At 37.0% G+C, this 20,409-nt stretch carries 21 protein-coding genes and 1 pseudogene; 4 read left to right on the forward strand and 18 right to left on the reverse strand.

The annotated features are described in order from the left end of the window. Window positions 1-389: pseudogene (locus ABIQ28_RS12800) on the reverse strand (endonuclease); the annotation flags it as partial. Between the two features lie 72 nt (window positions 390-461). Here ABIQ28_RS12800 and hflX point away from each other — a divergent pair. Continuing rightward, window positions 462-1,679 carry a GTPase HflX gene (hflX, locus tag ABIQ28_RS12805; RefSeq protein WP_348037916.1) on the forward strand — a complete coding sequence of 406 codons (1,218 nt, stop codon included), beginning with the start codon at window positions 462-464 and terminating at the stop codon, window positions 1,677-1,679. A 66-nt stretch (window positions 1,680-1,745) separates the two neighbouring features. Here hflX and ABIQ28_RS12810 read toward each other — a convergent pair whose 3' ends face one another. The 14 genes from ABIQ28_RS12810 to ABIQ28_RS12875 form a co-directional block, all read right to left on the reverse strand. Next, window positions 1,746-2,687: a DUF3078 domain-containing protein gene (locus tag ABIQ28_RS12810; protein WP_348037918.1), complete on the reverse strand. Its 942-nt coding sequence runs from the start codon at window positions 2,685-2,687 to the stop codon at window positions 1,746-1,748. 88 nt (window positions 2,688-2,775) lie between these two features. Continuing rightward, window positions 2,776-3,282: a DUF2480 family protein gene (locus ABIQ28_RS12815; RefSeq protein ID WP_348037920.1), complete on the reverse strand. Its 507-nt coding sequence runs from the start codon at window positions 3,280-3,282 to the stop codon at window positions 2,776-2,778. A gap of 53 nt (window positions 3,283-3,335) precedes the next feature. Beyond that, window positions 3,336-5,171: an ABC transporter ATP-binding protein gene (locus ABIQ28_RS12820; RefSeq protein WP_348037922.1), complete on the reverse strand. Its 1,836-nt coding sequence runs from the start codon at window positions 5,169-5,171 to the stop codon at window positions 3,336-3,338. Between the two features lie 166 nt (window positions 5,172-5,337). Further along, window positions 5,338-5,661 carry an SUF system Fe-S cluster assembly protein gene (locus ABIQ28_RS12825; RefSeq protein WP_348037924.1) on the reverse strand — a complete coding sequence of 108 codons (324 nt, stop codon included), beginning with the start codon at window positions 5,659-5,661 and terminating at the stop codon, window positions 5,338-5,340. A gap of 219 nt (window positions 5,662-5,880) precedes the next feature. Next, on the reverse strand, window positions 5,881-6,303 hold the full coding sequence (locus tag ABIQ28_RS12830; protein WP_348037926.1) for a SufE family protein: 423 nt from the start codon (window positions 6,301-6,303) through the stop codon (window positions 5,881-5,883). Between the two features lie 83 nt (window positions 6,304-6,386). After that, window positions 6,387-7,037, reverse strand: coding sequence for a DUF4377 domain-containing protein (locus ABIQ28_RS12835; RefSeq protein ID WP_348037928.1), 651 nt, complete (start codon window positions 7,035-7,037; stop codon window positions 6,387-6,389). Between the two features lie 26 nt (window positions 7,038-7,063). After that, on the reverse strand, window positions 7,064-8,281 hold the full coding sequence (locus ABIQ28_RS12840; RefSeq protein ID WP_348037930.1) for a cysteine desulfurase: 1,218 nt from the start codon (window positions 8,279-8,281) through the stop codon (window positions 7,064-7,066). A gap of 277 nt (window positions 8,282-8,558) precedes the next feature. After that, on the reverse strand, window positions 8,559-8,798 hold the full coding sequence (locus ABIQ28_RS12845; RefSeq protein WP_348037932.1) for a hypothetical protein: 240 nt from the start codon (window positions 8,796-8,798) through the stop codon (window positions 8,559-8,561). Between the two features lie 189 nt (window positions 8,799-8,987). Then, window positions 8,988-10,301 carry a Fe-S cluster assembly protein SufD gene (sufD, locus tag ABIQ28_RS12850; protein WP_348037934.1) on the reverse strand — a complete coding sequence of 438 codons (1,314 nt, stop codon included), beginning with the start codon at window positions 10,299-10,301 and terminating at the stop codon, window positions 8,988-8,990. A 56-nt stretch (window positions 10,302-10,357) separates the two neighbouring features. Beyond that, window positions 10,358-10,747, reverse strand: coding sequence for a four helix bundle protein (locus tag ABIQ28_RS12855; RefSeq protein WP_348037936.1), 390 nt, complete (start codon window positions 10,745-10,747; stop codon window positions 10,358-10,360). Between the two features lie 37 nt (window positions 10,748-10,784). Continuing rightward, entirely contained in the window at window positions 10,785-11,537 is a 753-nt protein-coding gene (gene sufC / locus ABIQ28_RS12860; protein ID WP_348037938.1) for a Fe-S cluster assembly ATPase SufC, read from the reverse strand. Window positions 11,538-11,627: 90 nt separating this feature from the next. Further along, window positions 11,628-12,035 carry a hypothetical protein gene (locus ABIQ28_RS12865; RefSeq protein WP_348037940.1) on the reverse strand — a complete coding sequence of 136 codons (408 nt, stop codon included), beginning with the start codon at window positions 12,033-12,035 and terminating at the stop codon, window positions 11,628-11,630. A gap of 103 nt (window positions 12,036-12,138) precedes the next feature. Further along, the gene (gene sufB, locus ABIQ28_RS12870; protein ID WP_348037942.1) at window positions 12,139-13,596 is read right to left on the reverse strand and encodes a Fe-S cluster assembly protein SufB; all 1,458 of its coding nucleotides are present in this window, start codon (window positions 13,594-13,596) and stop codon (window positions 12,139-12,141) included. A 57-nt stretch (window positions 13,597-13,653) separates the two neighbouring features. Continuing rightward, window positions 13,654-13,983, reverse strand: a complete 330-nt coding sequence (locus tag ABIQ28_RS12875) for an iron-sulfur cluster assembly accessory protein (RefSeq protein WP_348037944.1) — start codon at window positions 13,981-13,983, stop codon at window positions 13,654-13,656. A gap of 173 nt (window positions 13,984-14,156) precedes the next feature. On the opposite strand from ABIQ28_RS12875, the gene thiL reads away from it, so the two are divergent. Then, entirely contained in the window at window positions 14,157-15,206 is a 1,050-nt protein-coding gene (thiL, locus tag ABIQ28_RS12880; RefSeq protein ID WP_348037946.1) for a thiamine-phosphate kinase, read from the forward strand. A gap of 624 nt (window positions 15,207-15,830) precedes the next feature. Here the strand turns inward: thiL and ABIQ28_RS12885 are convergent. Both ABIQ28_RS12885 and ABIQ28_RS12890 read right to left on the reverse strand, forming a co-directional pair. Then, the gene (locus ABIQ28_RS12885; protein WP_348037948.1) at window positions 15,831-16,076 is read right to left on the reverse strand and encodes a DUF1660 family phage protein; all 246 of its coding nucleotides are present in this window, start codon (window positions 16,074-16,076) and stop codon (window positions 15,831-15,833) included. Window positions 16,077-16,138: 62 nt separating this feature from the next. Continuing rightward, window positions 16,139-16,915, reverse strand: a complete 777-nt coding sequence (locus tag ABIQ28_RS12890) for an alpha/beta hydrolase (RefSeq protein WP_348037950.1) — start codon at window positions 16,913-16,915, stop codon at window positions 16,139-16,141. Between the two features lie 79 nt (window positions 16,916-16,994). Here ABIQ28_RS12890 and brnQ point away from each other — a divergent pair, with 79 nt between their 5' ends. Then, window positions 16,995-18,278: a branched-chain amino acid transport system II carrier protein gene (brnQ, locus tag ABIQ28_RS12895; protein ID WP_348037952.1), complete on the forward strand. Its 1,284-nt coding sequence runs from the start codon at window positions 16,995-16,997 to the stop codon at window positions 18,276-18,278. On the opposite strand, the gene ABIQ28_RS12900 is transcribed toward brnQ, so the two are convergent. Continuing rightward, a complete protein-coding gene (locus ABIQ28_RS12900) occupies window positions 18,256-18,912 on the reverse strand; it encodes a hypothetical protein (protein WP_348037954.1) in 657 nt (218 codons plus the stop codon). The two genes, brnQ and ABIQ28_RS12900, sit on opposite strands and share 23 nt — an antisense overlap. A 102-nt stretch (window positions 18,913-19,014) precedes the next feature. On the opposite strand from ABIQ28_RS12900, the gene ABIQ28_RS12905 reads away from it, so the two are divergent. Continuing rightward, window positions 19,015-20,337 carry an aspartate kinase gene (locus tag ABIQ28_RS12905; protein ID WP_348037956.1) on the forward strand — a complete coding sequence of 441 codons (1,323 nt, stop codon included), beginning with the start codon at window positions 19,015-19,017 and terminating at the stop codon, window positions 20,335-20,337. Window positions 20,338-20,409: the final 72 nt, after the last annotated feature.

The raw sequence follows: 20,409 nt of genomic DNA on the forward strand, positions 1-20,409 counted from the left end.
GCTTCTGAGTTTTCAAGCGTAAAACAGTCCTTATCATATAACATGGCGACATCAATACCACGCTCATCTGGAGAGTTAAAATGTACAAAACCGTAATTATAATCTTCTAAATAAGTGCTCTTGATTAAATCTGTCAAGACCCTATCGTTCTCAACTTCAGCTAAACCTATTAATGCGGGTGGCTTTTGAAGATCCTCACTTCCAATTTTGGAAATGGCCATCCCTATTTTATAGATTTTATTTTCGTACCGCTCCTTATGCCATCTTTTAGTTGATGTTTCTAAAAGGCCAACCTCATTCGTCAATGGACCGTTTATATAATCAAATAAGTTCTCAGTATTATAAAAGGCAACCGTGTAGATATCAGGATTTGGGGATTGTAAGCTCACATAAATAATTTAGCTTTAAAAATACTAAATGATAGCCAATCAATTATGTAACTTTGTGTTTTAATCCCATTTATGCTAGAAAAGAAAGACTTTAATTTAGAAAGAGCCGTTTTAATTGGTGTGATCACCAAAGATCAAGATGAGGTAAAATCTAAAGAATACTTAGATGAACTCGAGTTCCTGACCTTTACAGCCGGCGGAGAAGTGATAAAACGCTTTACACAAAAAATGGACCTGCCCAATCCCAAAACTTTTATAGGGACTGGAAAAATGCAGGAAATTCAAAATTTCATCAAGGAAAACGAGATCGGCACCGCCATTTTTGATGACGAATTATCGGCGGCCCAAGAACGAAATATAAGCAAGGTTTTAGAATGCAAGGTCTTGGACAGAACCAACCTTATTCTTGATATTTTTGCTCAACGCGCACAAACAAGTTATGCCAGAACACAGGTAGAACTTGCACAATGTGAATATTTATTGCCGCGACTAAAAGGAATGTGGACGCACTTGGAACGACAACGAGGTGGTATTGGTATGCGTGGTCCTGGAGAGCGCGAAATTGAAACTGACCGTCGTATTGTTAGAGAACGCATCACACTATTAAAGGATAAACTAAAAACGATTGACAGACAACAGGCCATCCAACGTGGCAATAGAGGCCAATTGGTGCGTGTTGCTTTAGTGGGTTACACCAACGTAGGTAAGTCGACTTTGATGAATGTGATTAGCAACAGCGAGGTTTTTGTCGAGGATAAATTGTTTGCAACGCTTGATACCACCGTAAGAAAAGTAGTGATTGGTAATCTGCCATTTTTGGTAACGGATACGGTAGGATTTATCAGAAAATTACCTACCCAATTGGTGGAATCCTTTAAAAGCACTTTGGATGAAGTGCGAGAAGCTGACTTATTATTGCATGTCGTAGACATTTCGCACCACAACTTTGAGGATCAGATTGCTTCTGTAAATAAAATCTTAGGCGAAATTGGCTGTGCCAATAAACCCACCATCATGGTGTTTAATAAAATTGACGCCTACGAAGCCGTTCCTTTTGATAACGACGATTTAATCGCTGTAAGAACAAAAGAAAACTACACACTTGAAGAGTGGAAAAGGACCTGGATGAACAAAATTGGCGATGATGCCATTTTTATTTCCGCCTTAAACAAAAAGAATTTAGAAGGTTTTAAAAGACGTGTTTATGATGAAGTCAGAAACGTTCATGTCACCCGTTTTCCTTATAATGACTTTCTTTATCCTGATTATGAAGGAGAAGAAGAGGAATAATATCAACTTAATCTAAACAAAAAATGCTACCTAAAACAGGTAGCATTTTTTTATGATCTTTAATTTTTACATGAATTTATAACTCAAACCAAGCGTATAGTAGGTTTGTAATTTATTATCAACATTTCCGAAAGTAGGTTCGTTAGCAATTGGACCGGTATACTGACCAAGTGCATAATTTAAAGCTTCTTGTTTGTTGCTTCTTAAAGCAAAGTCAAAACCTACACCAATGTTTTTCCAAAGCGTATAGCTAAACGCATTGCTCCACTGCCAGTTGGACAAGTAGGACTTTTTGTAGCTTAAAAATGCAGACAGGTTAGATTTAAAAGCAATAGAACCAATTTGTCTGGTATAATCAGCAAGAATTTTAGCCCCCAAAGAAGATTCAAATACAGCGCTGTTATCAGAAAACACAAAGTTGTAGTTCAAAGGATGGATGACCACGATTAGATTATCAAGAGGCGTCCATGTAAAACCGACACCCACGTCAAGATATCCTGGATCATTAAAATTGCTTAAAACAGTAGTCCTATACTCTGCCAAAGCAGACGCGGCCCATTTTTCAGTCAATTTCTGACCGTACAAGGATGAGATATCAAACACATCCGTAGTGGGCTGAAATTTGTTACTATCGTTTGGATTGTCCTTATTATCCAATTTTACCCATGCGAAGTTAGCCGTCAAGGAATTTCTCCAAAAATAGCTGTCTTCCAATTTATTGGCAAAAGCATTAAAATTGATACCAATATTACCCGAACTATTATTGGGTGCACCTTGTGCATACCAATTATTGAAATTGGAAAGGCTTCCTCCTATCACACCAAAAGCACCTATTCTCCAACCTGGAAGTGCGTCTATTTTTGCCTGAATCGCATTTGCTTCTTTTTGTTCTGCATCTGCTATGGCTTGTTTTTCTGATTTTTGAGCCTGTAATTCTTCTCTAGTTTGTGCAAAACCAAAGGAGACTGTCAGCATCAAGGCGAGGGATACAATTAGTTTGTTCTTCATCTTTTTTTGGATTAATTATTAAAAAAGAGCAGTCTGTACTGTATATAAAGATAATGAATAATTATTTTTATTGTATCAATCCCTCAACTTATTTCCGTTTGTACAAAGGCACCGAAGAGCAAGCTTCTCCATACATGATAGATTTTGCAAGTGGCTTCAACTTTTGAGACAACATAACATAAGCATTTGCAGGAACAGGTTTATGTGCACAACCTTTAATGATGAGCATTTGGTCAACATAGCTTTCAGTTTCCAAATTTTGAATAATCTCCTGATAAATTGAGGTTTCTAGCTGTTCCAAATTCCCTACAACTATTCTTTTCGCAAAAGGTTCCAAGTGCATGGTCAACAACATATAGGCCCAACCAGGAATTATGGCGTCTGCTGTGCAGGTCAAGGCCACATAATGATCTTGATATTGCGTCCAATCATGTTGGTTGACATAGTCCCTAAAATCCTTTTCGCGCAGCACTAATTCGTGAAACAACCAATCCTTGATATCGAAAACAGTCCGAGGACCTTTTGGATAATAATCTTCTAAATCGACAACGACCAATTTACTATTGGCAACTCTGTTGATAATTTCATCTTCCATAATATAAAATTAAGTTATTTATTAGTCAAGCGCTCAATGACCGTCCATTTTAATTACTGATAACCTTCGGCCTGCAATTGAAAGAGTTCGGAATACAAGCCGGACTTTTCCATCAATTGCTCATGCGTTCCCATCTCCAAAACCTTACCTTCTTCCAACACCAAAATCCGATCGGCTTGTCTTACCGTACTGAATCGGTGCGAAATGATGATACTCGTTTTCCCTTGCGTCAAGCCAATAAAGCGTTTAAACACATCACTTTCAGCCTTAGCGTCCAGTGCTGATGTCGGTTCATCCAAAATCATGACTTCGGCATCCTTCATGTACGCTCTTGCCAAAGCCACTTTTTGCCATTGTCCGCCAGATAACTCCTGGCCTTTATAAAAACGCTTTCCGAGTTGTTGGTCATAGCCCTTTTTCAATCCAGCGATGACTTCGTTGGCTAAACTCAATTGGGCAGCATTCTCGATTTTTTCGATATTATCCAATTGATCAATGTCCCCGATGGCAATGTTTTCTTTGACCGTAAATTCATATCTAAAAAAGTCTTGAAAAATGACTCCAAAAAACTCCTGATACTCCTCCATCTTAAAGCGGTTGATATTAATCCCATCCAACAAAATCTCTCCTGAAGTGGGCTCATAAAACCGCAACAACAATTTGGTAAGCGTCGTTTTTCCAGCACCATTTTGACCTACAAAAGCCATTTTTTCGCCTGCAGAAATTTTAAAACTCACGCCTTTTAGGATTTCAGTTTCAGAATCTGGATAAGAAAAATGAACATTCCTAAACTCAAAGCCAGATTTGATTTTATCTGGTAAGTGTTGATCTTCATTGTGTTTTGGCGCGATAGAAATATCGATAAATTCAAAATAATCTTTTAGGTAAAGCGCGCTCTCAGTGATTCTTGTGAATTTTGAAAAGAAATCCTGAAGATTTCGAGTCAACCTATTGAACGATCCTGATAAAAAGGTCAACTCCCCGAGCGTTATCACTCCTGAAATGACCCGATAAATGATAAAAATATAAGCGCCATAATAGCTTAACGTTCCTAGCAGATTGAATACAAAGCCAAGAGAGGAGCGTTTGATCGTGAGCTTTTTATTCAACTCATAATATTCTTCTGATAGATTTTTGAAGCGATCAACGATAAAATCCGTCAGTCCGAAGAGTTTAATCTCCTTTGCCGTCATATTATTCGCCCCTATAAACCTGAGATAATCGAGTTCGCGTCGCTCTGCCGTCCAGCCTCTTGCCAAGGAATATTGCTGCTGACTGAACCAAATTTCATTAACAAAAGATGGAATGATACTCAGCACCAATAAAATGATCAAATAGGGTTCAAAATAAATCAGACCCGCGACAAGCGTTGCAATAGAAATTAAACTTTGAACTTCCCCCAACGCATTCGACATGAGCCCTACACGTCCTGCAGTTTGGATTCGGGCACGCTCCAACTTATCATAAAATTCAGAATCTTCCAAGAGACTGATATCTATTTGATTGGTTTTTTTAATAATCGTAACGGATGATTGTATGGAATACGCATCGCCCAAAAGACTGTCGGTCAAAGAAATGGCGCGGCTCATCAAATCAGAAATCACAATTAAGCCAAATTCAATCGCGACGTAAGTCCAAAGTTGTGTAAAGTCTGAGACCTCTATTTTAGTTTGAAGAATGATCTCATCAATAATGAGTTTCCCAACCCATAAAATAGCCACAGGTAAAACAGCACCAATAAGGCGGCAAAATGCGGATAGAAGGAATAGTTTTTTGTTTGTTCCCCAGATTTCCTTAAAGAAACGCGGAATAAAAACCAATGCACTAAAAGACTTTATTAAACTCGTCTTATCCTTATCTTTTAATGATTTTAGAGTTGGTCTTGCCATTTTTTAAGATTGAAGGCTTGGTTTGAGGTTGTGAATTCTTGTTTATTAATTAATTTTAATAACAAAGACTGATGACGAACGGCATAAGAAAGACTCGTTCATCATCAAAATTCTAAATAAAATCACACTGAAAACTGAAAACTGACAACTGAGGATTGAAAACTACCTAAAGCATTCCCAATTCCAACTTGGCCTCTTCACTCATCAAATCTTGTGACCAAGGTGGGTCGAAAGTCATTTCAACTTCGGCAGATTTCACCTCGTCTATGGATCTGATTTTCTCTTCCACTTCAAGTGGCAGACTTTCGGCCACAGGACAGTTTGGTGTGGTTAAAGTCATTAAGATTTTAACATCGTAATCTTCGTTCACGAACACATCATAAATCAATCCAAGCTCATAAATGTCCACTGGAATTTCTGGATCATAAATGGTTTTTATAACTCTTACTATTTTTTCGCCTAATGCGACAGTATCTATTGGCTCACTCATTTTTTAAAAAGTTTAGGAGTTTGAGGAGTTTAGGAGTTTAGAGACATTCAAAGATAAACCTCTATACTTTTAAACTCATCAACTTAATTAAATTCCGTTTGGCATGCAATGGCATACACTTTATTCTCTGTTTAGGCAGGTTCAAATTTTACTTTGACTACGTGTAATAACAATGAGAATAGCTCCGCTGAACCTAAAGGTTTTCTGCCTTCGCAGGAATTAGTTTAACTGTGTTTGGTATGCAATGGCATACATTTTTAATTGTTTTATCATACTTACCAAGCCGTTGGCACGGGTTGGCGACAAGTGTTCTTTAAGTCCGATGTCATCAATAAAGTCGGTATTGGCTTCAATAATATCCGCTGGACTTTGATTTGAAAACACCCGTATTAAAATAGCAATAATCCCTTTCGTGATGATGGCATCACTATCGGCAGTAAAAATCACTTTGCCATTATCCATTTCAGCATGCACCCAAACTCTACTTTGGCAGCCTTTAATAATGTTCTCTGGCGTTTTAAATTGCTCGTCAATTAGAGGTAATGATTTACCCAAATCAATCATGTATTGATAGCGCTCTTCCCAATCTTCAAACATTGAAAATTCATCAATGAGCTCTTCCTGTATCGCTTTTATAGTCATTCTAAAATTTTATACAAAGTTACAATATATCTCATCAAAATTGACATTTTAAAGATGGATATCAAGATCTTAATTCCTAAAAGCTATTCGTGTTTTAAGTAATCACATTCAATAAGTACATTCTTATTTTCATCTAATAGTTGAAGCTTTTCTTCGTTTAATGTGTAAGAAGAAATACTTTTTAAAGCCTCAAGAAAAGCAGATTCAACGTCAATGTCTTTGCATAACATTTCAGTGGATGACAGCTCAGATATATCTACCTTGTTATTTTTAACGGCAATTTTTGCTGAAAATCGATTGCAGCTGGTATTACCATTAATTTCATTCTGTGACAGGTCGATTTTAATGAACGGATTTCTGCCAAAACTGTCCCGGTTTTTTATGCGTGTTACCAACCAAGACCCTTCATCTAAGATTATAGGCACTTTGGATTTAGCCAAAACCTCAATCAATTTATAGTGCAATGAAGATCCGTCGGCTGCAGGATTTTCAATTTTTGCAACTTCAACTTTAAGCTTGTAAAAGAATCCTTTTTCATAATCAAAGCCTTCTATTTGATCATAAAAATAAGTCCAATCAGTTTTACCCTCTTCTTTAATTTGAAGACATTTTTGAGGAGCAACACCTTCACAATCTACTTTAGCATCTGCTATATAGATAATTTTTTTGGAACTATTGGAACATGAAAAAGAGAACAATACGATTGCAAAAACCACTAAAAACTTGGAACTCATAAATAATCTTCTTGAAAACATAAATCTTAAGACAACATCATTTTAGCCTTTTTGACACCTTCAACCAAAGCATCAATTTCCTCTTTGGTATTGTAAAAAGCAAAAGACGCTCTTACAGTCCCTGGGATTTTAAAGTACTCCATGATAGGCTGTGCACAATGATGTCCAGTACGTACGGCAATCCCCATTTTGTCCAAAAGAGTACCCACGTCATACGGATGAATGCCTTCCAAATTGAAAGAAATTACCGAAGTTTTATGTTTTGATGTCCCATATATTCTTAAACCTTCAATTTCCAGAAGTTGTTTTGTCGCATATACTAAAAGCTCGTGTTCATAAGCAGCAATTTGTTCAAAACCAATAGCGTTCATATAATCAATGGCTGCTCCAAAAGCAATACCACCACAAATATTTGGCGTTCCTGCTTCAAATTTATGTGGCAAACCTGCATAGGTTGTTTTCTCAAAAGACACTTCTGCAATCATCTCGCCACCGCCTTGATAGGGTGGTAATTTGTTAAGCCACTCTTCCTTTCCATAGAGCATTCCAACCCCAGTTGGGCCGCACATTTTATGGGCAGACGCCACATAAAAGTCAACATCCAAGGCTTGCACATCAGGTTTGATATGCGGACAGGCTTGCGCACCATCCACTAAAACCGCGGCGCCTACGACATGTGCTTTTTGAATTATTTCCTTAATAGGATTAATGGTGCCTAAAGCGTTTGAAATATGATTGACAAAAACAAGTTTCGTTTTTTCTGAGAGTAAATCGCTGTAAGTCGACATGACCAATTCGCCTTTGTCATTCATAGGAATGACTTTTAAAATGGCACCAGTGCGTTCACACAACATTTGCCAAGGCACGATATTACTGTGATGTTCTAAAGCCGACACAATTATTTCATCGCCTTTATGTAAAAGTGACGTAAAACCACTTGCCACTAAATTAATGCCATGCGTTGTACCAGAAGTCATAATGATTTCATGAGACGATTTGGCATTGAAGTGCTTTTGGATCTTTAATCGGGCTTGTTCGTATTTATCAGTTGCTTCCTGACTTAAGCTATGCACACCGCGATGGATATTCGCGTTATAATTGGAATAATAATCCACAATGGCATCAATCACTTGATGTGGGGTTTGTGAGGTGGCAGCATTATCAAAATAAATCAATGGCTTTCCATTGACTTTTCTTTGAAGGATTGGGAAATCTTTTCTTATGGTTTCTATAGGAAAAATCATTACAATTTCAATTTTTTCGGATTTTGTCTAGGGTCTCAAATTGTCAAAATAATTACTTTAGTATCAACAATTTCATAAAACATTAGAAAATCCTTAATTACTTTAATCCCGACGTTTTCGTCTCAAGTTGGCTTTCCAATTTCTGAATAGTGAGAAATAAATTTTGAAGCTTCTTCAAAAAGTCTATTGAGTTTAACACTGTAAGAATTAGATTTATTTCTTTCAATCCAATACTCAAAAATAGCTTTTCTATCGTTTTGGGCTCGGAGCGTCCAAACTACTTCTTTAGCCATTTATCAATGTCTAGTTTCGCTTGTTCGCTACTCAATAATCTTCCGTTTTTAATATCATCCCTAGCTTCGGCAATAGCATTTTGCTGTTCCTCATTGAGCTGATAGGTATCGGTTTCGTCAACTTTTTCCAAAATTAATAAACGTTGAACTTCCTCAAGAAGTGCACTGTTTTCTGTTGCTTGAATCTTATCGATAAGTCTCTTTTTCAATGTGACGATATCCATAGTCTAAGGTTTTAAAACTAAAATACGATTTTAATTATTTCCAAACCATTTTTTAGCCCCGATAGTAGTGGCATCCTTTTTTGCTTTCTTTCAAAGCAAAAAAGATAGAACGAATAGCGGGATTAGCTCCAAATAAAAAAAAATGGAATTCATTTTATGAGATTTCCGTCTTCACGGAAATGACAAAAACTATAGATCAAACCCAATACTAATCCCCAATTTATTAGCGATAATATTCGTGATACGTTGTTTAATTTCTGGGATTTTAACGGAGCTTAAGACGCTATTTCCAAAAGCATACATCAGTAAAGCTCTCGCTTCTTTTTCTGGAATACCTCTGGATTGCATATAAAATATAGCACTATCATCTAATTGACCGATTGTACAACCATGTGAACATTTCACGTCATCAGCAAAAATTTCCAATTGAGGCTTGGTGTTGATGGTCGCTTTATCACTTAACAAAATATTGTTGTTGGCCTGAAACGCATTGGTTTTTTGAGCTTCCTTATTAACCAATACTTTCCCGTTGAAAACACCTGTACTACTGTCTCCAAAAATACCTTGATAGTCTTGATGGCTTTCGCAGTTAGGCTCAATATGATGCACTAAAGTATTATGATCAACATGTTGTTTATTGCCAATGATGGTCACTCCTTTTAAAGTAGAATCGATGCGCTCTCCATTTTGATAAAACTTCAAATTGTTGCGCGTCAATTTCCCACCAAATGAAAACGTATGCACTGAAGCACAGCTTTCCTGTTTTTGATTGATAAATGTACTATCGATCAACGATGCATTTTCATTATCATTTTGAATCTTGTAATAGTCCAAAATACCGCGTTTGTCAACAAATATCTCGGTAACACAGTTGGTCAAGACCGGATTATCAGTCAAACTTTGATGGCGCTCTATAATTTGAACATGAGAATTTTCATCCACAACGATCAAATTACGAGGTTGTAACATCAAGGCCGATTCATTACCCGTTGAAAAGTGTATAATCTGAATAGGTTTTGCCACCGATTTGTTTTTCGGAACATGGATATAAGCTCCTTCTTGGGAGAAAGCGGTATTTAATGCCGATAAACTATCTTTTGTGGCCACTTTATTGAAGTAATTTTCAATAATTGGTCGGTATTTTGGTTTTGATAAGGCCGATGACATCAAGCACACATCCACACCATCATGGGTCGTTTCAGAGAAATGTGACGAATATTGGCCATCGATAAAGACAATTTTATAGGTGTCAATATCATCAATGAAATATTTTTTAATGTCGTTATAGTCAATATGATGGTCACGTTTTGGAAAAACGCTGTAATCATGTTTTAAAATACTATTTAACGAGGTAAATTTCCAAGCTTCATCACGTTTGGATGGAAATCCTTGGGCTTCAAATTGCTTTATTGCTTCACTACGCACATCATGAATAGGCGAATCGACATCCACCAGATTTTCGAATGCCATAAATGAGGCTATGAGTTTTTCTTTTAGTTCCATTCTGTAAGTTTCAAGTTTCTTTTGTTTCTTGTTTCAAGTTGAGTGTGGTTAAGCATTCACTTGAATTTGTTCCCTTTGAAATCTTGTTTGTTTAAATATGTTATAAAATTGGCGATTCGTTTACTTAATTGTTCGTATTCGTTTACCAATTTCTCAAGCTTTTCTTCTGTTATATAACCATAATCAAAAACTCTATATAATTGAGATCTTGATTCTCCTGCTGAGCCTTTCGCTACGGATAAAAATTGTCTAAACTCAATATTTCCATCTCGCTCAAATCCTTCAGCTATATTATCCATTACTGATCCTGACGATCCTTTAATTTGATCTCTCAGTTTGAAATCATTTTTCAATTCAGAATTTAAAACGATTTCTTTTATTTCATTCGAAAGTTTACGCGCTTCTTGCCAAATTTCTAAGTCTTCAAATTTTTTAATCGTTGCCATAACTTGAAACTTTAAACAAGAAACCTTTCAAACCAAACTAAGCGTTCAATTCTTCCTTGATCCAGTCGTAGCCTTTTTCTTCAAGCTCGTGTGCCAATTCCTTACCACCAGATTTTACGATACGGCCTTCATGCAATACGTGTACAAAATCAGGTACAATATAATCCAACAAACGTTGGTAGTGCGTAATCAAAATCACAGCATTATCCTCACTTTTCAATTTATTGACACCGTTGGCTACAATACGCAGTGCGTCGATATCCAAACCAGAGTCGGTTTCGTCAAGGATGGCCAATTTAGGCTCTAACATGGCCATTTGGAAAATCTCGTTACGTTTCTTTTCACCTCCTGAAAAACCTTCATTTAGGGATCGGGATAAGAACTTGCGATCAATTTCTAACATCTCCGATTTTTCACGAATCATTTTCAACATCTCATTAGCAGGCATCGCTTCAAGACCTTTGGCTTTGCGCGTTTCGTTAATGGCTGTCCTAATAAAGTTGGTTACTGAAACACCTGGGATTTCAACAGGATATTGAAAAGACAAGAAAACCCCTTTATGAGCTCGCTCTTCTGGATCTAACTCACTAATGTCTTCATTTTCAAAGAGGATTTCGCCTTCAGTCATTTGATATTCATCCTTACCAGCAATAACTGATGCTAAAGTACTTTTACCTGAACCGTTTGGGCCCATAATGGCATGTACTTCGCCTGCTTTTACTTCTAAATTAATGCCCTTTAAAATGGCTTTATCGTCAACACTTGCGTGCAAATTTTTAATTTTCAACATATGCTTTTAACTTTTCAATTTTTAAGTACTTAACTTCTATAGCTTCAATTTTCGTTCCAAATTTCGGAACTGGAAGTTGGAAGTTTTTTATTAATGATTTTTATTTTCCGTAATTATCTTTATGATTTCGCTGTCTTTCGGATTGACCTTCAACACGTTTATAATATCAATAATATCTATTCTATTTTCCCAACCTTCTTCATGCTCGGGTTTTTTCACCACCATCACTTTTAAAGTTACTCTCACTTCATCTGTTGGCGCGTCTTTTAAAGGCTCTGCCATTGTAATCAATTCTTGTGCCTTTTCGTTTTCAACAACACCAAATAATTCATTTTTGGTTTGAAAAACAGCGGCATCAGCGAAATAGGTAAAATTGCCTGAAATTTCTCTAACACTAAGTCCATCTCGACTGTCGTCCAAAGAAACTTCAGATTTCGAATCGTTTTTACAGCTTATAAATAATGTAGCTATAAATAAAATGGCAATTTGGTTTTTCACTGGCAATCAGACTTTATTTATATGATGGTTTATAGATTAGCTGCGCTGAACCTAAAGGTTTCCTGCCTTCACTTCGACAAGCTCAGTGAGAACGAAGGATTTTCTATCCAACAGATCCTTCTAAACTTATTTCCAATAATTTTTGTGCTTCAACGGCAAATTCCATCGGCAATTTGTTCAACACGTCTTTACTAAAACCGTTTACGATAAGTGCAATGGCTTTTTCAGTATCGATACCACGTTGGTTGCAATAGAAAATTTGGTCTTCACCAATTTTACTGGTCGTGGCTTCGTGTTCTATTTTTGCTGTTTTATTTTTCACTTCAATATATGGGAAGGTATGTGCACCACATTCATTACCCATTAATAAACTATCACATTCCGTGAAATTACGTGCATTTTCAGCTCTTGCGCCAATTTGAACTAAGCCTCTGTATGAGTTTTGAGATTTTCCAGCAGAAATACCTTTAGAGATAATGGTCGATCGGGTGTTTTTACCCAAATGGATCATTTTTGTTCCAGTATCTGCCTGCTGATGATTATTAGTCACGGCAATTGAGTAAAATTCGCCCACTGAATTATCGCCTTTTAAAATACAACTTGGATATTTCCAAGTTACGGCAGAACCAGTTTCCACTTGTGTCCATGAGATTTTTGCATTCTTTTCACAAATCCCTCTTTTAGTTACAAAGTTGAAAACCCCGCCTTTTCCTTCAGCGTTTCCTGGATACCAGTTTTGGACGGTAGAATATTTAATTTCTGCATCGTCCATCGCAATTAATTCCACGACGGCTGCATGCAATTGATTTTCATCACGACTTGGCGCTGTACAACCTTCTAGATAACTAACATAGCTCCCTTCATCGGCAATAAGAAGCGTTCTTTCAAATTGTCCTGTCCCCGCTTGATTAATTCGGAAGTAAGTTGACAATTCCATTGGGCAACGAACCCCTTTAGGAATATAACAGAAACTTCCATCACTAAAGACCGCAGAGTTTAATGCCGCATAAAAATTATCCTTTTGAGGTACCACGGTACCAATATATTTTCTAACTAATTCTGGGTGCTCTCTAATCGCTTCACTAATCGAACAGAAAATAATTCCTTTTTCGTTCAATGATTTTTTAAAGGTTGTTGCTACTGAAACGGAGTCAATAACGACATCCATAGCTACCCCTGCGAGCATTTTTTGCTCATCCATAGATATACCCAACTTCTTGAAAGTCTCCAATAATTCTGGATCTACTTCATCCAAGCTGTCGTATTTTGGTTTGGTATTGGGTGCTGAATAGTAAGAAATGGCTTGGAAATCTGGTTTTTCATAATGAACATTCGCCCATTCTGGCTCCACCATCTTCTCCCACGCTCGGAATGCTTCCAAACGCCATTCGGTCATCCATTCTGGCTCTTCTTTTTTAAGAGAAATACCTCTGACAACATCTTCATTTAATCCCGGAGGAAACGTATCTGATTCTATATCGGTATAAAACCCGTACTCATATTCCTTGGTTTTTAATTCTTCTCTTAAATCGTCTTCTGTATATTTCGTTAATTTCGTCATGTCATTTTCATTATCATTATTTATTCAATTCCTTCCCTTAGGAAGATTGCGATGAACTTATAGAGAGAAAGACTCTCCACATCCGCACGTACGATTTGCATTTGGATTATTAAATACAAAACCCGCACCATTCAAACCTCCTGAATATTCAAGGGTTGTACCAATAAGGTATAAAAAGCTTTTCTTGTCAATAATAATTCTGACACCATTATCTTCAAAAATTTTATCCTCGTCTTTTTGTGATTTATCAAACTTCAGATCATATGATAAACCGGAACAACCACCACTTTTCACACCAACGCGTACAAAGTCGGTTGCATAGTCAAAGCCATCTTCACTCATCAATTCGATGACTTTTTTCTTAGCCGTTTCAGATACTTTTATCATTCGTTATTAAGATTATTTCTAAATAGAGCACAAATATACAATATTACTAGGCCATTCCCATGCAAGTCTTCATTATAATCCGAAATAGACGGATTGATTTTTTCGATATTCAAGCGGTTATTTTTTTATTCAATTGTTTCGCATTTTGTCAGCCATATCCCTAAATTTGCAGTATGATAGAAGATAAAAATCAGACGCGTACCTCCATTAGTGAATTAGGCGAATTTGGCCTTATAGAGCATTTGACCGAACATTTTGAGATCAACCAGAAATCGACCATCAAAGGGATAGGCGATGATGCTGCTGTTTTAGAATTCAAGTCCAAACAGATAGTTGTGACTACCGACTTAATGGTAGAACATGTGCATTTTGATTTAAGTTACATGCCGTTAAAACATTTGGGTTACAAGGCCATTATGGTTAATTTATCGGATGTTTATGCTATGAATGCCAATGCAACGCAGGTAACGGTGTCGATTGCGATCTCCAACCGATTCCCTTTAGAAGCTCTTGAAGAACTTTATGCAGGTATTGAAACTGCAGCGAAAGCTTATGATGTGGATGTTATTGGTGGCGACACCACCTCTTCTACCACCGGATTAATTATTTCTATTACCGCGATTGGGGAAGTTAATAAAAACGATGTTGTTTACAGAAGTGGCGCAAAACCGAACGACTTATTAGTGGTCACTGGCGATTTAGGTGGTGCATATATGGGACTCCAAATTTTAGAACGCGAAAAAGAAGTCTTCAAAGTCAATCCAAACAATCAGCCTGATTTAGATCCATACGCCTACATTGTGGAGCGTCAACTAAAACCAGAAGCTCGAAAAGATATCGTGAAACTTTTGAAAGATTTGAAAGTGAAACCTACTTCGATGATTGATGTTAGCGATGGACTTTCTTCAGAAATCATTCATTTATGCAAGCAAAGCAACGTAGGCGCTGCCTTATACGAAAATAAGATTCCACTCGACCCACAAGTGATTTCTACCTGCGAAGAATTTAATATTGATAGCACCACGATTGCCTTAAATGGTGGCGAAGACTATGAATTATTAATGACCATCTCGCAAGATGATTTCCTTAAGATTAAAGGCAATCCTAATTTGACGGTTATTGGTTATATGACTGAAAAAGAAAACGGGATGCATTTGATAACGCGCGGAGAGACGCTTATTCCGTTAATTGCCAAAGGTTGGAATCCATTAAAGGATCAATAAACCTTTTGCTTAAGTTTACGTCTTTTATTGTAGAGACTTTTTAGCTCTTTATTGATTTCCCGTCTTTTATCGGTCAATGGAATAAGTTTTCCCTGATCGCTCGTGGTTAATTCTTTCCCACAATTTAAACAGACGTATTCCTTGACGAACTTAGTAATGTCGTTTTTTACAACATACTTGTGATTAAATAAACTGCAATATAGGTTTTTCAAAACTCGAGATTTGATTACAAAGGAGACTGCAATCAAAACGAATTTTATTCGAAAAGATTATATGCTATTTGTTAAAAATAATAGAAAACAGAAGTTCGAATTTTATATACTAGAATTAGTGCTCAAAAACGAGCAAGCCTTCCATCCCTTTAAATTTTCGTTTTTTATGGATAAGTTTAAGAGTTGAATTGATTTCCTTAAACTTTGGCGTTAGCGGAGTAAGTTCTACATTGCTATTAGTGGTCATTTGAGCATGGCAATTCGCACATTTATACACAACAGAGTTATGTCCAAAGAAGGAACAGAAAAACGGTCTTCAATTGCTATTAAGTTTTTATTATTATTTAGAGGATAGCTAAATATATAAAAATCACAACTATATGTCAATCTTAACGTTTAATAAATCGATGGACTAAACACTTTCTGGTGAACGCTCCATTCTGCGTAAATACATTTCTTCCAAAATAGAATTGATTTCTTGAAACTTAGGCGTCAACTCTGTCAAATCTCCGTCACTGTTGGTGGTCAATTGTCTTTTGCAACACTTACACGTGTATTCTTTAACATGTGAAGTGACCTTTTTTGTAACTTCGTAATTGTGACCAAAAAGGCTGCAATAAAGCTTCATAGGAGCTGGGGCAGTACTGTTTTTTTTCATGGCTGTAGTTGTTAGAAGCTCCTAACTTACGAAATTAAATCAAAAATAAACGCCTAAAGACATTAATTTTCGATGAATTGCATTATTTTGTAAGCTAATTCATTTTTATTTTCGATGTGTGACATATGTCCACCTGAAAATCCACTAATTTCAATCCCTAAAACTGATAATTGAGCAGTTAGGCTATCATATTCCAAAACAGGATCTTTCTCACCCAAAAGAACGATTTTGGGAGCAGTCATTTGTTTCAGAACTAAACTTCTATCTTTCCTTATTTTCATACCTTCCAAAGCGGCCACAATGCCTTGTAAAGGTAATTTCATGGCCACTAACTTTATAAATTCGATTTCCTCGACAAACTGTAATCTGTTGTCTGGGCTGAACAAATTCACAATGGACATTCTTATAAAATTCTTGTGATTATGCTTTACTGCTTTTATAGCACGATCCCGGTTAATTTGACGCTCTGGACTATCTGCAAAAGGCGTGGAGTTCAACAAGCAAAGTCCATCAATGCGTTTAGGATAAGTTTCAGCAAGTGCCAAAGCCACATAACCGCCCATAGAATGTCCAATGAAAAATGATTTTTTGATTTTCAAATGATTTAAAACAGCCACAACCGCTTCAGCCATCATCTCCATGGTGTGGATATATCCCAAGCAACCCGTTTGTCCGTGTCCCAATAAATCGATGGTAATAAGTCTGTAGCTATCTTTAATATCTGAAACCAGATTTTCCCACATTACAGAAGTTTCCAGAAAACCATGAAGCAGTACCAAGACCTTTCCTTGACCTTCATCATTATAAAAAACGGGGATGTCTTTGTATTCTAAAATCATTTTAAACTATATTCGGCAAAGATATAAAGAGTTTGAATCTTGAAGTAAAAAGCTCGATCACATTATCATTAATTTTCAGATGAATAAAACCAAAGATATACTCGTTACTGGCTTCGCCTTATTTTCCATGTTTTTTGGAGCTGGAAATTTAATATTGCCGCCATACTTAGGTTTCAACGCCGGCCCAGATTGGCTATTGGTAACCCTCGGATTTGTAATTACGGCAGTCGCCATTCCTATTTTTGGAATTATAGCACATGCCAAATTACAAGGGACGATGTACGATTTCGGTAAAAAAGTATCGCCTCTTTTCAGCAGTATCTTCTGCCTGTTAGTGTACGGAATTTGTATTGTACTGCCGTCTCCTCGCACAGCATCTGTAACTCATGAAATGGCTATTGCTCCATTTTTTAACAGCAGTAGCTTACTCACGAGTACGTTTTACTTCGTCTTAGTGTTCATTTTTGCAATGAACCGCTCAAAAGTTTTAGACCTCCTAGGCAAATACCTAACACCTATTATAATTGTAATCTTATTGGCCATTATTGGCATTGCCATATTCTCGTCACCCGACGCGATTCAGCCTTCCCAATTTAATACGCCTTTGGTGGATGGGATCATGGAAGGTTATCAAACCTTTGATGCCGTTGCAGCATTGGTCGTTGGTGCCGTTTTGATTATCTCTATCAATTTAAATTATCCCGGTTCTTCAACCGAAAAAAAACAGCTCATTTTCAAATCTGGATTGTTGGCCGGTTTTGGACTCTTCATCATCTATACCGGACTTATTTTAGCAGGATCCTTAAATAATACAGAATTCCCTTTTGATGTGAGCCGATCAGAACTGCTTCTCGGTTTGGGTAACAAAACCCTCGGAAGCGCTGGTGCTGGTTTATTGAGTATATTAATTGGCTTAGCTTGTTTTACAACTGCAGTCGGAATTGTGACCGGCACCGCCGACTACTTTAAAGGCGTGTTTAAAAATTCACAAACCGCTTACACGATTACCGCAATCATTGGAAGTTTGCTGGGCGTCGTCATGGGGCAATTTGATGTCGCATTTATTATTGACATCGCCATTCCTGCACTGATGTTCATCTATCCTATTACCATTATTTTAATCTTACTGAATATCATTCCGGAGAAATATGCCTCAGCTTTAGTTTTTAGAGGCGTGGTCATCGTTAGTTTTATTTTCAGCATTCCTGATTTTGTAAAAATATTGATGCCTTCAGATACGATCAACGCCATCATTGAGGTGATCCCATTGGGGAAATTCAATCTCGGTTGGGTATTACCGTCTATTTTGATGTTCGTACTTCTGAATATGTATAAAAAATTTAATTCTTCAAACGCTTCATAACCGAAAAGGCCTTGTCAACGACTTCGTCCTCTACCAAAATGGTAAACTCATTGGTTGTGGACACCACTTCGTAGAGCGCGATGCCTTCCCAAGCCAAACGTTTAAAGATTTGATAGTAAAGTCCGGTTACTTTGGAATTATCAGAAGGCAAACTAATGGTAATGGCTGACAACTCCGCCTTTTCTCCCAATAAAACTTCGTCCTCAAAACTCTTCAGAACATTGTGCTTCTGAGAGGTTGAGATGATGATATTGCTTTCGTAAATTCCTCTTGTAAATGCATAAAACACATTAGAAAAACCATCCATCTGCTCCAAAATCTTGGAATGGCTATGACTTAGGGTTTGCGAGTTTTGAAATGTGAAATCGGTCAAATTTGATCTTACCGTAATATCTCCCAGATTCTGAATGACGCGCTTGAGTTTTAATGAATTCCCAAAATCGATAGGCGGTTGATATCTCCGCAACGCCATCATTATGGCACCCGATTTAACCGGTTTTTTTAGCATTTCCCCAATAGTATCCACCAATTCTTCGGCCAAAGCAGAATAGTTAATAATACCTCTGGATAAAGCCTCTTCTAAAAAGGGTTGTGCAATCAAAATCTCTTGGACACAAGCTGTAATCGTTCTCATTTGTTAACTATATAACATTTTGTGTAAAATTAGTCAAAATTTTTAATTTTTATGGTCGTAAGATATGTTACGTTTAATTTCGCTCCATCAAAAACTAAAAATATGCTTGTTTTAAAATTTGGAGGAACGTCAGTTGGGTCCATAGAAAGTATGACCAATGTCAAAAACATCATCAACGATGGCCAGCGCAAAGTCGTGGTACTATCTGCCATGTCAGGAACCACAAATGCTTTGCTTACCATTGCCGATTGCATCAAGTTTAAGGAGATAGAAAATGCTTTGGAGCAAATTTCTGAATTGCATCAAAATTATAAGTTGACGGTTAGTCAATTAATCCATCACAATGAATTAAGATCTGAAGTGGACACTTATATAAATTCTATTTTCGATATGCTTAAAGCATCGGTAAATGTCAACTACACAACTTTCTTATCCAATAAAATCGTTGCGCAAGGCGAATTGCTATCTACCTTTATTTTTAGTAGATTTTTAAAACAAGAAGGCCTGAATGTTTGTTTATTGCCTGCCCTTGAATTTATGCGCATTGATAAATTTAACGAACCTGATAATTTTTACATCCGTCAGAATTTTAATCGCATCATCAACGAACTTCCGAATGCTGACATTTACATCACCCAAGGCTTTATCTGTTTGGATGCTGACGGCCATATCGCAAATTTACAACGCGGCGGAAGCGATTATACGGCCACCATTATCGGTGCCGCTTTACATGCCGAAGAAGTTCAAATATGGACTGACATTGACGGCTTTCATAATAACGACCCGCGTTTTGTCCCAGAAACTCATGCGATTTCCAACCTCTGTTTTGACGAAGCAGCGGAGTTGGCCTATTTTGGAGCCAAAATTTTACATCCTCAAACCGTTATACCTGTAAGGGATTTAGACATTCCGGTGCGTTTAAAAAACACAAATTCGCCATCAGATCATGGCACACTGATTACCAATCAAGTCCATGGCGAAGGCATCAAAGCCATTGCCGCCAAAGATGGGATTACCGCCATTAAAATAAAATCTGCCAGAATGTTATTGGCACACGGATTCTTGAAAAAAGTGTTTGAGATTTTTGAGAAATACGAAACGTCCATTGATATGATCACAACTTCAGAAATTGCGATATCACTAACGATTGATGACACCAAAAATCTTAATGAAATCGTCGCGGAGTTGGAAAAATTTGCGTTGGTGGAAGTTGATAGTTTTCGAACGATAGTTTGTCTAGTGGGAAACCATATTGTTTACCATCCAGACACACCTAAATTATTCCAAATTTTACAAGATGTCAACGTCAGAATGATTTCTTATGGTGGAAGCAGCAACAATATTTCCTTACTGATCAATACGGGCGACAAGATTGAAACTTTAAGAAAACTCAATCGCTATGTCTTTGATTTGGTGCCGGCATAAAAAACTTGAAAGTCCCATCGCTTCCGGATGAAAACCTCTCAGGTTTGAAGTACAATAACGAAGGCACTTTTT

It is taken from the genome of Gelidibacter sp. (assembly GCF_039916245.1).
GTDB lineage: Bacteria > Bacteroidota > Bacteroidia > Flavobacteriales > Flavobacteriaceae > Gelidibacter.